At 73.3% G+C, this 15,514-nt stretch carries 13 protein-coding genes; 4 read left to right on the plus strand and 9 right to left on the minus strand.

Annotated elements, in window-relative coordinates:
• Positions 1-49: 49 nt before the first annotated feature.
• The gene (locus ACW14Y_RS13110) at positions 50-778 is read left to right on the plus strand and encodes an LON peptidase substrate-binding domain-containing protein (RefSeq protein ID WP_456986812.1); all 729 of its coding nucleotides are present in this window, start codon (positions 50-52) and stop codon (positions 776-778) included.
• Positions 779-863: 85 nt separating this feature from the next.
• Complete coding sequence (gene ybaK / locus ACW14Y_RS13115) at positions 864-1,358, plus strand: Cys-tRNA(Pro) deacylase (protein WP_380304881.1); 495 nt, start codon at positions 864-866, stop codon at positions 1,356-1,358.
• A 19-nt stretch (positions 1,359-1,377) separates the two neighbouring features.
• Here ybaK and ACW14Y_RS13120 read toward each other — a convergent pair whose 3' ends face one another.
• From ACW14Y_RS13120 to ACW14Y_RS13145, 6 genes are all read right to left on the minus strand, one after another.
• Positions 1,378-2,214 (minus strand): hypothetical protein, encoded by an 837-nt coding sequence (locus ACW14Y_RS13120; protein ID WP_380437694.1) that lies wholly within the window; start codon positions 2,212-2,214, stop codon positions 1,378-1,380.
• Positions 2,215-2,324: 110 nt separating this feature from the next.
• Positions 2,325-3,137, minus strand: a complete 813-nt coding sequence (locus ACW14Y_RS13125) for an ABC transporter permease (protein WP_380304877.1) — start codon at positions 3,135-3,137, stop codon at positions 2,325-2,327.
• Positions 3,134-4,132, minus strand: a complete 999-nt coding sequence (locus ACW14Y_RS13130) for an ABC transporter ATP-binding protein (protein ID WP_380304875.1) — start codon at positions 4,130-4,132, stop codon at positions 3,134-3,136. Before ACW14Y_RS13130 ends, ACW14Y_RS13125 begins: the two co-directional genes overlap by 4 nt.
• A gap of 112 nt (positions 4,133-4,244) precedes the next feature.
• On the minus strand, positions 4,245-5,522 hold the full coding sequence (locus ACW14Y_RS13135) for an NYN domain-containing protein (RefSeq protein ID WP_380304873.1): 1,278 nt from the start codon (positions 5,520-5,522) through the stop codon (positions 4,245-4,247).
• Between the two features lie 241 nt (positions 5,523-5,763).
• Positions 5,764-6,810 carry an aspartate-semialdehyde dehydrogenase gene (locus ACW14Y_RS13140; RefSeq protein WP_380437692.1) on the minus strand — a complete coding sequence of 349 codons (1,047 nt, stop codon included), beginning with the start codon at positions 6,808-6,810 and terminating at the stop codon, positions 5,764-5,766.
• A gap of 95 nt (positions 6,811-6,905) precedes the next feature.
• Complete coding sequence (locus ACW14Y_RS13145; protein WP_456986813.1) at positions 6,906-7,796, minus strand: dihydrodipicolinate synthase family protein; 891 nt, start codon at positions 7,794-7,796, stop codon at positions 6,906-6,908.
• A 72-nt stretch (positions 7,797-7,868) separates the two neighbouring features.
• Here ACW14Y_RS13145 and ACW14Y_RS13150 point away from each other — a divergent pair, with 72 nt between their 5' ends.
• Positions 7,869-8,756, plus strand: coding sequence for a LysR family transcriptional regulator (locus ACW14Y_RS13150; RefSeq protein WP_456986814.1), 888 nt, complete (start codon positions 7,869-7,871; stop codon positions 8,754-8,756).
• A 19-nt stretch (positions 8,757-8,775) separates the two neighbouring features.
• Here the strand turns inward: ACW14Y_RS13150 and dnaE are convergent, their stop codons facing one another.
• Positions 8,776-12,333, minus strand: coding sequence for a DNA polymerase III subunit alpha (gene dnaE, locus ACW14Y_RS13155; RefSeq protein WP_456986815.1), 3,558 nt, complete (start codon positions 12,331-12,333; stop codon positions 8,776-8,778).
• Between the two features lie 189 nt (positions 12,334-12,522).
• On the opposite strand from dnaE, the gene ACW14Y_RS13160 reads away from it, so the two are divergent.
• A complete protein-coding gene (locus ACW14Y_RS13160; RefSeq protein WP_456986816.1) occupies positions 12,523-13,851 on the plus strand; it encodes a DUF2252 domain-containing protein in 1,329 nt (442 codons plus the stop codon).
• Here the strand turns inward: ACW14Y_RS13160 and ACW14Y_RS13165 are convergent.
• Complete coding sequence (locus tag ACW14Y_RS13165) at positions 13,848-14,978, minus strand: hypothetical protein (RefSeq protein ID WP_456986817.1); 1,131 nt, start codon at positions 14,976-14,978, stop codon at positions 13,848-13,850. The genes ACW14Y_RS13160 and ACW14Y_RS13165 overlap by 4 nt on opposite strands.
• Positions 14,979-15,089: 111 nt before the next feature.
• Positions 15,090-15,497 (minus strand): ATP-binding protein, encoded by a 408-nt coding sequence (locus tag ACW14Y_RS13170; protein WP_380304861.1) that lies wholly within the window; start codon positions 15,495-15,497, stop codon positions 15,090-15,092.
• Positions 15,498-15,514 lie beyond the last annotated feature (17 nt).

Raw genomic sequence — 15,514 nt, forward strand, 5'->3', positions numbered from 1 at the left:
CGCATAACCCCGGAGCGCTCGCACCGCCCGGGGAACTACGCTGTCCGCCGTGACAGAACGGCTGCCGCTCTTCCCGCTGAACAACGTGCTCTACCCGGGCCTGGTCATGCCCCTGAACGTCTTCGAGGAGCGCTACCGCCGTCTCGTCGCCGATCTGCTCGACGGGCCCGAGGACCGGCCGCGCCGCTTCGGCGTGCTCGCCATCAAGGACGGCCGCGAGGTCGCCCCGGTCCGCCCCGACGACGGACCGGCCGGTCCGCTGGACGGCCTCGGCACCGCCACCGGCGACCCGCTGGAGGCGCTGCACCACATCGGCTGCGTCGCGGACGTCACCTCCGTCACGCCGCAGCCCGACGGCCGCTACGAACTGCTGGTCACCGGCACCACCCGGTTCCGGCTGCGCTCGGTCGACGTCGGCGGCCCCTACCTGATCGGCGAGGCCGAACCGATCGAGGAGCGCACCGGCGAGGGCTCCGGGGCCCTGGCCGCCGAGGTCGAGCGCGCCTTCCGCACCTACCAGCGGCGGCTCGCCGGCGCCCGGGAGGCCAGCACCGTCGGCCGCCCGGACCTGCCCGACGACCCGCAGGTGCTGTCCTACCTGGTCGCGGCCGCCGCCGTGCTGGAGGTCCCGCTGAAGCAGCGGCTGCTCGCCAGCCCGGACAACGCCCAGCGGCTGCGGGCCGAACTCGAACTGCTGCGCCGCGAGAGCGCGGTGCTCGGCTGGCTCCCCTCGCTGCCCGCCGTCAATCTGACCCGCCAGTCCTTCAGCCCCAACTGAACCGGTCCCCCGACCGCACCCGACCGCAGCCCCGACCGACCCCAGCCCCGACCGACCCCAGCCCCGACCGACCACCGGAGGCCCCGTGGCCACGAAACCGAAGAAGGGCGGCCGGGGCACCCCCGCGACGGTCGCCCTGGAGACCGCCGAGGTGCCGTTCACGGTGCACGCCTACGCGCACGACCCGGCCGCCGCCTCCTACGGGGAGGAGGCCGCCGAGGCGCTCGGGGTGACCGCCGACCGGGTCTTCAAGACCCTGGTCGCCGACGTCGACGGCGTCCTCACGGTGGGCGTGGTCCCGGTCTCCGGGCAGCTGGACCTCAAGGCGCTGGCCGCGGCGGTCGGCGGCAAGCGGGCCGCGATGGCCGATCCGGCCGCCGCCGAGCGCAGCAGCGGCTACGTCCGGGGCGGCATCTCCCCGCTCGGCCAGCGCCGGGCGCTGCGCACGGTCGTCGACGAGAGCGCGCTCGGCCACCCCACCGTCTACGTCTCGGCGGGCCGCCGGGGCCTGGAGGTCGAGCTCTCCCCCGCGCACCTGGTCGCCCTGACGGGGGCCCGCACCGCCGCCATCGCCCGCTGAGACGGGCGGCGGCGTCCGGTCAGCCCTCCCGCCGGTCCTCCGGGCGGCCGTCCCAGCGGTCCTGCGGCGGGTCCTCCCGCCGGTCCTCCGGCGGCACGGCCGGGTGCGCGGCCGGGTGCGCGGCCGGAAGGCCCGCGCCCGGAACCGGCGGCCCCGGGACCCAGTACGGCGGCGGGTCCTCCTCGCGCTTGCCGAACGCCGCCGACAGCGCCAGCAGCAGCACCATCGCGGCCATCGGCCAGGCCAGCACCGCGCCGTACGCCCCGAGGTCGATGTCCGCGGAGAAGTGCCCGCCGTTGCCGACCCGCCGCGCCTGGGCAACCAGGTCCCGGCCCGGCCCGAGCCAGCGTCCGAGCCCCCACGCGCCGACGGAGGCCAGCAGTCCGCCGACCGCCAGTCCGACCGCCACCGAGATCCCGCCGCCCCGCTTGCGGGTGAACAGGAACGCGCCCAGCGCGGTCAGGAGGCCCGCCCCGAGGCCGAGCAGTACGAAGACGCTGTCGGCCCCGGCCCGCTGCTCGCCCTCCGGGTCGGCGTAGAGGATCTTGTTCCCGTCCACCACCAGCGGCACCTTGGGCGCCAGCCAGACCCACAGCGCGCCCATCACGACCCCGAGCACCAGGCAGGCCAGCACCGTGGCCGCCCCGACCCTCAGCTCGGGCAGCAGCCGCTGCGCGAGCGGCTCGGCCGGCCGGTCCTTCCCGGCCACCGGGTCCACCCCGGGCGGCAGCCCGTACAGCTCGGACGCGGGCCCGGGCGCGGCGTACGGATCACGGTCGGCGGCGTACGGGGCGGGCACGGCGTCGGTGACACCGTCGGCGCGCGCGGGATCCGGAGGTGTGTTCGGTGCGGTCACGCCCCCATCGTTTCACGCTCGCGACCGGCACGACCCGGCCACCCACCGAACCGACGGGGCCGGCGTGATCAAGGAGACGGCGCCGAGGAGACGGCGCCGAGAAGACAGCGCTAGCGGCGGGTCGCCCGCCGGTACGCCCAGGTGGCCACGGCCAGCGAGACCACGCCCACCCCCGCGCACACCGCGAGGTTCCCGACCACCGCCGCCCAGTCGGGATCGGGCCGGAACGTCCGGGCGAACGCCTCCACCGCGTAGGTGGACGGCAGCAGGTCGCGCAGCCACAGCACCGGCTGCGGCAGGTGGTCGACCGGCAGGACGCCGAGCAGCAGCGCCGCCGACATGCCGAGCTGCCCCAGCATGGTGGCGATCTCCTGCCGGGGCGCGAGCAGCCCGCAGGCCGCGCCGAGCCCGGCCAGCGCCGCCCCGGCCAGCGGCACCACGGCGAGCAGCACCCACAGCTGCCCCAGCGGCAGCCCGAACATGACCGCGCCCGCGGCCGCCGTCACCAGCGCCCCCGGCAGGGTGAACGAGGCGAACGCGGCGGCCGCGCCGAGCACCACCGAGGCGGCCGGCACCGGCAGCGTCGCGTAGTGGTCCAGGCCGCCGCTGGCCCGCAGCCGCCCGAAGTACTGGGCGAGCAGGTTGAGCGCCACGAAGGCGACCACCAGCACGCTGGAGCCGGCCACCACGTACCGGGCGGCCGAGGTCTGCCCGGAGTCGACGACGCCCCGCATCATCACCAGGATGCCGAGCGACTGGAAGGTGGCCACGAACAGCAGCGGGATCCGCGCCACCCTGGCTCGGGCCAGCTGCGCCCGGTAGACGGCCGCGAGGGCGGGCAGCAGCCGGGCGGCGGGGGCGAGCGGGGCGGGTCCGCCGGCCGCGGCCGGGGTGGTCCGCGGCGGTGCCGAGAGCAGCGTCACTTGGCCAGTCCTCCGTGGCGGCCGCCCAGCTTGAGGTACGCGTCCTCGAGGCTCGGGGTGGCCAGGGTGAAGTCGTCCAGGGCGGCGAACGCCGGGCCGGTGGTGACGGCCGAGACCAGTTCGCGGGCCTGCTCGGGGGTGGTGCGGACGGTCCAGCGGCGGCCGGTGCGCTCGGCCCGCTCGGCCAGCGCCGCCACGGCGGGGACGCCCAGCGGCGCCTCGTCCCGCCAGACCAGGTCGAGCCGGACGTCGCCGTCGACCAGCGCCTTGAGGCCGCCGGGGGTGTCGCAGGCGATCACCCGGCCCTCGTCGATCACGGCGACCCGGTCCAGCACGGTCTCGGCCTCGATCACGTTGTGGGTGACCAGCAGCACGGTGGTGGAGCGTTCGGCCCGGCGGCGCTCGACCGCCGACCAGACGGCCCGCCGGGCGACCGGGTCCATGCCGGTGGTCGGCTCGTCGAGGACGAGCAGCGGCCGGTCGCCGACCAGGGTGGCGGCGAAGCAGGCGAGCCTGCGCTGACCGCCGGAGAGCTTGGCGAGCGGCCGGTGGGCGAGCGGTTCCAGGCCCAGTTCGGTGATCACCGCGTCCGTCGCCGCCCGCGCCCCGGTCCGGGTGAGGCCGCGCAGCCGCCCGGTGGTCTCGGCCGCGAGGGCGACGGTCAGCTCGTCGAGCGCGGTGGACTCCTGGCCGAGGTAGCCGAGCAGCCGGGCGGCCCGTTCGGGGTGCCGGACCACGTCGTGGCCGAGGATCTCGATGCCGCCGGAGTCGGGCCGCAGCAGGCCGGTGAGCTGGCGGACCAGGGTGGACTTGCCCGCGCCGTTGGGCCCGAGCAGGCCGAAGATCTCGCCCTGCCGGACGGTCAGACTGATGCCGTCGTTGGCCCGGACCGTCTCGGCGGCGGCGCCGCGCCCGGCGCGGTACGTCCTCACCAGGTCCCGTACGGCGCAGCACGGCGCGGTGTCCTGGGGTGCCCGCCCGGCCGACTCGCTCACGACCGAAGACTCTACGCGGTGCAACCGGCGAACCGGACAACGGGGCCCGTTCCGCCCCGGTCCCGGTCCCCCACCGGGGTCGGCCCCCGGCCACGACCCGGTCCCGCCGGGGTCAGTCGTCGACGACGATCAGGTTCCCGCCGGGGACCCGGGCGGCGAGCTCCTTCCAGAATCCGGCCCGGATCGCGTAGCGGTCGTGCTCGTCGATCTGGTCGTCCTTGTGCGCGAGCAGTCCGAACCGGGCGGCGTAGCGCAGCAACTCGCCGTCGACCCGGTGCGGGATCCGGGGGTAGTCGGGCCACAGGACGGTGAGCCGTTCGACGTCGCCGGCCCGGGTGGTCCAGCGGCGGGCGAAGACCTGGCCGACCTCGTGGGCGTCGCCGCCGATGGAGGTGATGTCCTCCTCGCGGTCGGCCCAGCGCTGCTCGGCGGTGGTGAGCTGGGCGAGGGTGGGCAGGCCGTCGCCGGCGGTGACGGCGGGCTCCTGGGCGGGCCGTTCGATCCAGCCCCGGTCGGAGGACCAGCGCAGCACCGGGCCGGTCTGGTGGCGGTCGGCGGCGGTGGCCTGCCGGTCGGCGCTGCGCCCGGCGAGGTCCTTGGGGGTGGGGACGACCTTGAGCCCGACGGCGGTGGCCGGCTGGGGGCGTCCGTCGGCGGCCGGTCCGGCGGTGGCGACGGCGGCCGCGACGGCCGCGGCGGGCGCCCCGGCGGCGGCGGGACGGCCGGGCGCCGGCTCGGCGGGCAGCGGTCCCGGCAGTCCGGCCGGGGGCGCGGCGGGCGGGGCGGCGAGGATCTTGGCGATGTCGTGCCGGGCGCCGGGGGCGGGGAAGACGCTGGAGGTGTCGCGCAGGCTGAACGATCCTTCGATCCACTCGCGGTCCAGCACCCGGCGTTCGTCGGCCTCGCCGACCAGGTCCTCGGACTGGTTGAAGTCGCCGTCGGCGGCCTGGAGCGCCCAGAGGTGGACGACGACGCCGTGCTCCTTGGCGGACATCATGCCGGGCAGCAGGTCCCCGTCGCCGGTGATCAGCACGACGTCGGCGCAGGCCCGGTTGCGGGCGAGTTCGGAGAGCTCGGCGTGCATCGCGGCGTCGACGCCCTTCTGCACCCAGCGGCCCTCGGCCCGGGTGAGCGCGCCGAGCCGGACGGTGACCCGGGGCAGGACCCGCAGCCGCCGGTGCTCAGGCATCGGGCGGCGCTCGGGCGCGGCGTCGAACCAGTAGATCCGCAGCAGCGGGAGGCCGGTCTCGGCCTCGGCGCGTTCGCGCAGGGCGGCGATCAGCGCGATGTGGTCGACGGTGACCTTGGAGCGGGACGGGTCACCGGCGAGCAGACTGGCGGCGGCGCCCAGCAGGTATCCGGCATCCACGAGGACGACACAGCGGTCCATCGCGCACCTCTTTCCGCTCGCCCTCGGGGTGGGGGCTCCGCCGGGCCGACGGTGCCGGGGTGGGCGCGCTCCGCCCGGCGGCCGGGCGGGGTGGGGTGAGGGGGTGCCCGCTGCCGCCCGATCGTTGGGTCACCTTTTCCCACTGACCCGCCCGCCGAACCTCGGGCTCCGCCGCTGTCCCGCGACAGGCCGAAGGGCCCCGTCCGGTCGTGGACGGGGCCCTTCGGCGGGATGCGGCAGGTCAGCCCCGGAGCTCGGCGGCGACCAGCTCGGCCAGCTGGACGGCGTTGAGCGCGGCGCCCTTGCGCAGGTTGTCGTTGGAGACGAACAGCGACAGACCGTTCTCGACCGTCTCGTCGACGCGGATCCGGCCGACGTAGCTCGGGTCCTGGCCGGCGGCCTGGAGCGGGGTGGGGATCTCGCTCAGCTCGACGCCGGGGGCGCCGGTGAGCAGCTCGACCGCGCGCTCGGGGCTGATCGGGCGCTCGAAGCGGGCGTTGATCTGCAGCGAGTGGCCGGAGAAGACCGGGACGCGCACGCAGGTGCCGGCCACCTTGAGCTCGGGGATGCCGAGGATCTTGCGGCTCTCGTGGCGGAGCTTCTGCTCCTCGTCGGTCTCGTTGGAGCCGTCCTCGACGATCGAGCCGGCCAGCGGGACGACGTTGAACGCGATCGGGCGCCGGTAGACCTTGGGCTCGGGGAACTCGACCGAGGAGCCGTCGTGGGCGAGCGCGGCCGCGCCGTCGACGACCTTGGCGGCCTGCTCCTGGAGCTCGGCCACGCCGGCCACGCCGCTGCCGGAGACGGCCTGGTAGGTGGAGACGACCAGGGCGGCGAGGCCGGCCTCGTCGTGCAGCGGGCGCAGCACCGGCATGGCGGCCATGGTGGTGCAGTTCGGGTTGGCGACGATGCCCTTGGGGCGGTCGGCGACGGCCTGCGGGTTGACCTCGGAGACGACCAGCGGGACCTCGGGGTCGCGGCGCCAGGCGGAGGAGTTGTCGATGACGACGGCACCCGCGGCGGCGGCCTTGGGGGCGAGCTCCTTGGAGGTGGAGCCGCCGGCGGAGAAGATCACGATGTCCAGGCCGGTGTAGTCGGCCGTGGCCGCGTCCTCGACGGTGATCTCGGTGCCCTGCCAGGGCAGGGTGCGTCCGGCCGAGCGGGCCGAGGCGAACAGCCGCAGCTGCTCCACCGGGCCGACGCCGCCCGGGAGGTCCGCGCGCTGCGCCAGGATCTCGCGGACCACGCCGCCGACCTGACCGGTGGCCCCGACAATGCCGATCTTCATCCGTCTACTCCTCTTGATGTCGCCGTTCACGGCCGCACTCCGCCCATCATGCCTTGTCACGGGCGTCGGACCGCCGGATATTCCACCCTGTGGTCTCAGTGGTCCAGACCACTGAGAAGTTCCAGCACCCGCTCGACCTCCGCCGGGCCGGCCGGCAGCAGCGGCAGCCGCACGTCCGGCGTGGGGATCCGCCCCTGTGCGTGCAGCACCCCCTTGACCACCGCCGGGTTCGGCGCCGCGAAGGCCGCCACCGCCAGCCCGGCCAGCCGGTGGCCCAGCGCCCGGGCCCGCGCCGCGTCCCCGGCCCGCCACGCCTCGGCCAGCTCGACCCAGCGCGCGGTGGCGAGGTGGGCGGAGGCCAGGATGCCGCCGGCCGCGCCCAGCCCGAGCAGCGGCGCGAGCACCGCGTCGTCCCCGCCCAGCACCGAGAACCCGGCCGGAGCGGAGGCCAGCAGCTCCACCACCGCCTGGTCCACCCCGCCCGTCGCGTACTTCACGCCCACCACCCCGGGCAGCGCGGCCAGCTCCAGCAGCGCGGCGCCCGACAGCTGCTGCCCGGTCCGGTAGGGGATGTGGTAGAAGACCAGCGGCACCGAACTGGCCTCGGCCAGCGCCCGGAAGTGCGCCACCGTCCCGGCCTCGCCCGGCCGGACGAAGGACGGCACGGTGACCAGCGCGGCCGCCGCCCCCGGCACCCGCGCGGCCAGCCCGGCCAGCTCCTCGGCGGCCGCGGCGGTGCCCGGCCCGCCCGCGCCGACCAGCAGCGGCACGCCCCGGTCGGCGCAGACCGCCGCGCAGACCCCGATCACCGCCTGCCGCTCGTCCGCCGTCAGCACGGCCGGCTCGCCGGTGGTGCCGAGCGCGACCAGACCCGCCGCGCCCTCGTCCAGCAGCGAGCCGGCCAGCTTCTCCAGCGCGTCCAGCGCCACCGAGCCGTCGGCCGCGAACGGGGTGATCAGGGGGACGAGAATGCCCTTGAGTTCCATGACCACGATCCTGCGGCCGGGCGATCCCCCAGGTCCAGTTCATGTTTCCGAGGCTTCTCGTAAGCTGGGCCGATGCTCGACGTCCGACGCCTGCGCCTGCTGCGCGAACTCGCCCACCTCGGCACCATCGCCGCCGTCGCCGAGGCGCTCAGCTTCAGCGCCTCGGCGGTGTCCCAGCAGCTGTCCGTGCTGGAGAAGGAGGCCGGCGTCGCCCTGCTCGAACGCACCGGCCGCCGGGTCGTCCTCACCCCGGCCGGACGCAACCTGGTCCGGCACGCCGAGGCCGTGCTCGAACGGCTGGAGCAGGCGGGCGCCGAACTCGCCCACGCCCGCGAGGGCCTGGCCGGCCCGCTGCGGATCGGCACCTACCCGTCGGCCGCCCGCGCGATCGTCCCGGCCGTGCTCGCCGAACTGGCCGGCTGGCACCCGGGGCTGGAGCCGATGGTCACCGAGGTCGACCCGGCCGAGGTCGCGGCGGCGCTGCGGGCCGGCGAGCTGGACGTCGCCCTGGTGCACGAGTACGACCTGGTCCCGGCCGACCCGGAACCCGGCCTCGCGGTCACCCGGCCCGTCTTCACCGAGCCGATGTACCTCGCCGCCCGCGCCCCCGGCACCGTCGCCGACCAGCGCGCCGAACCCTGGATCGTCTCCCCGCCCGGCACCCTGTGCCACAGCATGGCCGTCCGGGCCTGCGAGAGCGCCGGCTTCGCACCCCGGATCCGGCACCGGATCGACGACTTCGCCACCGTGCTCGCCCTGGTGGCGGCCGGTCAGGGCGTGGCGCTGGTGCCGCACCTCGGCATCGACCGGCCGCCGCCCGGGGTCGTCCTCACCCGGCTGCCGATGTACCGCCGCACCCGCGCCGCCTTCCGCGCCGGCGCGGGGGCCCACCCGGCGGTCTCCGCCTTCGTCTCCGCCCTGCACACCGCCGTCCCGGCCCCGCTGCGCAACTCCGCCTAGCGGGGCCCTCGCGGCGGGGTCAGCCCGCCCCGTTGGCGGGCGCGTTGGCGGCCAGGCAGCTCGGCCCGAGCAGCTGCTTGAGGTCGCCGAACAGCGCCGGGTCCGACTTCACCCGGTGCCGGTCCAGCCGCAGCAGCGTCGTCCGGTGCTCCTCCTCCAGCCGGACCCGGACCTCCGTCGTCCCCCGGTGGCTGCTCAGCACCTCGCCGAGCCGCGCCACCAGCGGCGGCGTCACCTTGCCGTCCGGGATGATGATGACGATCGGCGGCTCGGCGTGCGCGTTCGACAGGTCGGGGGCGTTCAGCTCCATCCCCATCAGCCGCGGCACGTCCTCCCGCTTGTCCACCTTGCCGCGGACGAACACCACCGCGTCCTCGACCAGTTGCGAGGACACCAGCTGGTAGGTGGCCGGGAAGAACATGCAGTCGATCGAGCCCGCGAGGTCCTCGACCGTCGCGATCGCCCAGGCGTTGCCCTGCTTGGTCATCTTCCGCTGGAGGCCCGAGATGATGCCGCCGATGGTGACGAACGACCCGTCCGGCCGCTCGGCGATCTCCGCCACCGCGCAGTCCGCCTTCTCCGCGAGCACGTGCTCGATGCCGTGCAGCGGGTGCGAGGACACGTACAGGCCCAGCATCTCCCGCTCCTGGGCGAGCAGGAAGGACTTCTCCCACTCCTCCTCGGAGAAGACGACGTCCAGCCCGAAGGTCGGCTCGTCGCTGGTGGCGTCACCGCCGAAGAGGTCGAACTGCCCCTCCGCCTCCTTGCGCTTGATGCCCACCACGTTGTCGATCATCGGCTCGAACTCGGCGGTCAGGCCCTTGCGGGTGTGCCCGAGCGAGTCGAAGGAACCGGCCTTGATCAGCGACTCCACGGTCCGCTTGTTGCAGACCACCGACTCCACCTTGTCCAGGAAGTCCGGGAAGGAGGCGAACTTCCCCTTGGCCTTCCTGGTCCGGATCATCGACTCCACGACCGGCCCGCCGACGTTGCGGATGGCGGTCAGGCCGAACCGCACCGTGGTGTCCCCGTGCGGGGTGAAGTCCGCGTCCGACTCGTTGACGTCCGGCGGCAGGACGTTGATGCCCATCTTGCGGCACTCGTTGAGGTAGACCGCCGACTTGTCCTTGTCGTCCTTGACCGAGGTCAGCAGGCCCGACATGTACTCGGCCGGGAAGTTGGCCTTGAGGTACGCCGTCCAGTACGAGACCAGCCCGTACCCCGCCGTGTGCGCCTTGTTGAACGCGTAGCCGGAGAAGGGGACGAGGACGTCCCACACCGCCTGGATCGCCGCGTCCGAGTAGCCGCGCTCCCGGCAGCCCTTCTGGAACGGGACGAACTCCGCCTCCAGGATCTCCTTCTTCTTCTTGCCCATCGCGCGGCGCAGCAGGTCGGCCTGGCCGAGCGAGTAGCCGGCCAGGATCTGCGCCGCCTTCTGCACCTGCTCCTGGTAGACGATCAGGCCGTAGGTGGGCCGGAGCACCTCCTCCAGGGGCTGCTCCAGCTCCCGGTGGATCGGGGTGATCTCCTGCTGGCCGTTCTTGCGCAGCGCGTAGTTCGTGTGGGAGTTGACGCCCATCGGGCCCGGCCGGTACAGCGCCAGGACGGCGGAGATGTCCTCGAAGTTGTCGGGCTTCATCAGCCGCAGCAGCGAGCGCATCGGGCCGCCGTCGAGCTGGAAGACGCCGAGCGTGTCGCCCCGGGCGAGCAGTTCGTAGGTCGGCCGGTCGTCCAGGGGCAGCTCAAGAAGATTGATCTTGATGCCCTTGTTCTTCTCGATCGCCTTGACGGCGTCGTCCATGATCGTCAGGTTGCGCAGGCCGAGGAAGTCCATCTTGAGAAGGCCGAGGCCCTCGCAGGTGGGGTAGTCGAACTGCGTGATGGTGACGCCGTCGGTGTGCCGGGTCCAGACCGGGATGTGGTCGGTCAGCGGTTCGGCGGACATGATGACGCCGGCCGCGTGCACCCCGGGCTGGCGGATCAGGCCCTCGATGCCGCGCGCGGTGTCGATCACCTTCCGCACGTCGGGGTCGTTCTCGTACAGCCCGCGGATCTCGCCCGCCTCGCCGTAGCGCGGGTGGCTGCTGTCCGTGATGCCGGACAGCGGGATGCCCTTGCCCATGACGTCCGGCGGCATCGCCTTGGTGATCCGGTCACCCATCGCGTAGGGGTAGCCGAGGACCCGCGAGGAGTCCTTGATGGCGGCCTTCGCCTTGATGGTGCCGTAGGTGACGATCATGGCGACCTTGTCGGATCCCCACTTCTCGGTCACGTACCGGATCACGTCACCGCGCCGGCGCTCGTCGAAGTCGATGTCGACATCGGGCATGGAGATGCGCTCGGGGTTGAGGAAGCGCTCGAAGATCAGGCCGTGCGGGATCGGGTCGAGGTCGGTGATGCCCATGGCGTACGCGACCAGCGAGCCGGCCGCCGAACCGCGGCCGGGGCCCACCGCGATGCCCTGCCCCTTCGCCCACATGATGAAGTCCGCCACCACGAGGAAGTACGCCGGGAACCCCATCTGCACGATGGTGTCCATCTCGTACTCGGCGAGCTTGCGGTGCTCCTCGTCGTACCCGTTCGGGAAGCGCCACTCCATGCCCTGCCAGACCTGCGCCCGGAAGAACTCCGCCTCGGACTCGAAGCCCTCCGGGATCGGGAAGCGCGGCATCAGGTTGCGGAACTCGAACATGCCCGCGGTGTCGACCCGCGAGGCCACCAGCAGCTGGCTGTTGCGGCAGCCCTCCTGCCAGGCGTCCGACTGGTCCAGCGCGTACATCTCGGCGGCCGACTTGATGTAGTAGCCGGTGCCGTCGAACCGGAAGCGGTCCGGGTCGGAGAGGTTCTTGCCGGTCTGCACGCAGAGCAGCAGGTCGTGCGCGCCGGCGTCGGCCTCGGTGGTGTAGTGCGAGTCGTTGGTGACCACCGGCGGGATGCCGAGCTTGCGCCCGATCTCGATCAGCCCGTCCCGGACCCGCTTCTCGATGTCGAGACCGTGGTCCATCAGCTCCAGGAAGTAGTTCTCCCGGCCGAAGATCTCCTGGTACTCGCCGGCCGACCGCAGCGCCTCGTCGAACTGGCCGAGGCGCAGCCTGGTCTGCACCTCGCCGGACGGGCAGCCGGTGGTCGCCATCAGGCCGCCGGACAGCTCGGAGATCAGCTCCTTGTCCATCCGCGGCCACTTGACCAGCCAGCCCTCGGAGTACGAGCGCGAGGTCAGCTTGAAGAGGTTGTGCAGGCCCTCCTTGTTCCGGGCCCAGATCGTCTTGTGGGTGTAGGCGCCGGACGCCGAGACGTCGTCCCGCTTCTGGTGCGGCTGGCCCCACAGGATCCGCTTGGTGTTCGAACGGGACTCCGGGGCGACGTACGCCTCGATGCCGATCACCGGGGTGATGCCCGCGCCGGTGGCCTGCTTGTGGAACTCCGCGGCGCCGTACATGTTGCCGTGGTCGGTCATCGCGACATGGGTCTGCCCGAGCCGCTCGACCTCCTTGAACATCTGCTTCAGCCTGGCTGCGCCGTCCAGCATCGAGTACTCGGTGTGGACGTGCAGGTGCGCGAACGGCTGATCGCTCAAGGCGGGGCCTCCGTGGGCTCGTGCTGGCAGATGGGCCGGCGAACGCGCAGGTCACAGAGGGTGCCCAGAAAAATGAACAAGGCCCGAGCCGCTGACCGGACCCGGACCGTCACTCACGCATTCACGCTCCTACTCTAGCTCTCAGTACCTCGACCCCCCTTACCCACTCACCGCAAGGGAACCGCCACCATGTCCCACCAGCCGCTCTCCGACACCGGCCGCGCGGAGACGATTCTCGGTGTCTTCGACACGGCCTTCGGCGACCTCCTCGCCCAGGACCCGGCGGCTTTCCGGGTGAAGTTCCGCAAGATGGCCGCCTCCGCGTTCGCCTTCTACCGGGGCACCGCCGCCCTCTACTACGCGGACCTCACCACCGCGCCGTTCGATTCCTACGGCGCGCCCTTCCTCGACGGGCGCACCGGTCGGGTCTGGATCCACGGCGACCTGCACGCGGAGAACTTCGGCACCTACCTCAACGCCGAGGGCCGGCTCGTCTTCAACGTCAACGACTTCGACGAGGCCTACGTCGGCGCCTTCACCTGGGACGTCCAGCGCCTCGCCGCCTCGCTCGCCCTGATCGGCTACGCCAAGGCCCTGTCGGACGCGACCATCACCGAACTGGTCACCGCCTTCGCCGAGGCGTACCGGGCCCGGATCGCCGCCCACGTCACCTCCGGCGACGCCGACCCGTACACCCTGGACACCGCCACCGGCCCGATCCTCGACACGCTCCGGAAGGCCCGGCTGCAGACCCGGGTGTCCCTGCTCGACGGCGACACCGTGGTCGAGGACTACGACCGCCGCTTCCGCCTCGGCGGCGGCGCGTTCGAACTGGACGGGGCCACCAAGGCCGAGGTCCTCGCGGCCTTCGAGCAGTACCTCGCCACCCTGCCGCCGTCCACCCGGGTCAGCCCCACCGCCCTGCGGGTGAAGGACGTGGTCGGCCGCCGCGGTATCGGCATCGGCTCGGCGGGCCTGCCCTCCTACAACGTCCTGCTCGAAGGGCACACCGACGCCCTGGAGAACGACGTGATCATCTACATGAAGCAGGGCCAGACCCCGGCCGTCGCCCGCCACGTCACCGACCCCGCGATCGCCGGCTACTTCCAGCACGAGGGCCACCGCACGGTGATCTCCCAGCGCGCCCTCCAGTCCCACAGCGACCCGTGGCTCGGGTACACGACGCTGCGGGGCCGGGGCCAGCTGGTCGCCGAGGTGTCGCCGTACGCGACCGACCTCGACTGGCGGGACCTCAACGAACTGCCCGACCTGCTCGCCGTCACCCGGTACCTGGGCCGTGCCACCGCCACCATGCACGCGGCGGCGGACGAGTCGTCCAGCGGCCACACCCTGGTCCCGTTCTCCACCGAGCACGCGATCCACGAGGCCGTCAGCCGCGACGAGGCGGGCTTCACGGCGATGCTGGTCGACTTCGCCCACGCATACGGCGCCCGCGCCCGCGCCGACCACCAGCTCTTCGTCGACCTCTACCGCAACGGCCGCATCCCGGGCCTCTAGGACTGCCCGGTCAGGGCCGCCAACCGCTCCCGCGCGGCGGCCCTGACCGCGGGCTCCTCCAACTCGTCGTCCCTGAGGTACTCCAACCTCCCCCGCACCTCGGGTTGATCCGGAGCCCGCTCGACCCCCAACAATCGGGCGTCGTCCTCACAGTCCCAAAGACACTCCACGTACACCGACTCCAACCCTGTCGGGTCGATCTCCGCCAGTGCCTCCAGATAGCTCACCCGCTCGTAGGAGTGCGGCGTCCACAGCCAGAGCCGCCGAAGCAGTGACACCGCTCCCCGGGCCTCGGCCCCGAACCGCGCCAGCCCCCGCGCCGTGTACATCGACCCGCACCACCGACGCTCGACCCAGTCCCGCTCCAGCTCCGCGACCAGTGCGGGAATGTCCTCCGCCTCCCCGTGCTCGGCCAGCACGCCGAGCCCGAGCCCTGCCAGCCAGTCCTCCTCCGCCCTCGCCCACTCCCGGGCGGCGGGCACCGCCAGCACCCCCAGCTTCCGCACCGCACGCGGTAGCAAGGGCAGCGGGTACTCGCCGTCCGCCGAGCCCAGCGACGGCACCAGCGGCAGCAGTCCGGGCTCCGCCTCCCGCCGGGCCAGCGCCACCATCACGTGCCGCCATTCCTGCCTCGCCCCCGGGTCCGCCAGTAGCTCCAACAGTCGTGCACTCGTCTCGCCCGCCAACGGATCAGGCCGCACGGCCCGCTCCGCAGGCGCCGCGGCCAACTCCCACCGCACCCACGGTCTCCCCCACAGATCCGTCTCGTCGCCCTGCAACCGGTGCCGCGCGGTCTCCTCCAGGTCGTCCCACCACTCCACCGGCCAACTACTCGCGGCCGACTCCAGTACGTCCCGCCAGCACTCCCCTTCCCGCACGTACGCCCGCAACGCCTCCCGGGCCTCCCCCGACCCGCCCAGCGCCAGCAGCTCCAGCACTTGGGCGGCCCGCTCGCAGGTGCCCTCGTCACCCCCGAGCCCCTCCACCACCGGCCCGAGCGGCAACGCCAAGTCCCGCACCAGCCGCGCCAGATACAGCGCCCGATCGTCGGTCGAGTCCCACCGCCAGTCCCACCGCAGACACCCGTGGACGATCTCGGCCGCAGCAGCCGGATTCTCCGCAGCCATCCGCGCCCCGAGCCCCCGCCCCCGCTGCACCAACCCGATCAACGACCCCGCCGGCGCATACCGCCCGTCACTCATCACCATCCCCCCATCCTCCCCTCCACCCTGGGTCGTTCAGCAACCGAATACCTCCACCAAGGCGCAGACCACCTTCCCCTCCGACAGCGGCTCCCACCACCAGCACCGCGCCAACTGCCGCAGCATGACGAGCCCCCGCCCGTGCTCCCCCGGCTCCCGCCGCACCCGCCGCCCGAAGAACCCCGGGTGCGAATCACTGACCCGAATAACCACCGCGCCCGCCTCGGCCACCTGAAGCTCGATTCCGACGACCTGCCCGCCGGCATGCGAGACCGCGTTGGTCACCAGCTCGGTGACCACCAGCTCCACTTCGAGCGGATCGGCGAGCTCGATGCCCCATGCTCTGATCTCCGCCACCGTTCTGTGCCGCACATAGCCGACGACTTCGTCCCGCGAGGGGACGACCCATGCGACCTGTCGGGATTCGGTCCTGATGGACGGCACCGGATGCCTCCTATGAG

It is taken from the genome of Kitasatospora sp. cg17-2 (genome assembly GCF_054031055.1).

Excerpts from the sequence above, each read along its gene's own strand:
- ACW14Y_RS13140 (WP_380437692.1), bottom strand. The coding sequence starts at position 6,810 with ATGAAGATCGGCATTGTCGGGGCCACCGGTCAGGTCGGCGGCGTGGTC.
- ACW14Y_RS13165 (WP_456986817.1), bottom strand. The coding sequence starts at position 14,978 with ATGGCTGCGGAGAATCCGGCTGCTGCGGCCGAGATCGTCCACGGGTGT.
- ACW14Y_RS13145 (WP_456986813.1), bottom strand. The coding sequence starts at position 7,796 with ATGGAACTCAAGGGCATTCTCGTCCCCCTGATCACCCCGTTCGCGGCC.
- ACW14Y_RS13160 (WP_456986816.1), top strand. The coding sequence starts at position 12,523 with ATGTCCCACCAGCCGCTCTCCGACACCGGCCGCGCGGAGACGATTCTC.
- ACW14Y_RS13135 (WP_380304873.1), bottom strand. The coding sequence starts at position 5,522 with ATGGACCGCTGTGTCGTCCTCGTGGATGCCGGATACCTGCTGGGCGCC.
- ACW14Y_RS13150 (WP_456986814.1), top strand. The coding sequence starts at position 7,869 with ATGCTCGACGTCCGACGCCTGCGCCTGCTGCGCGAACTCGCCCACCTC.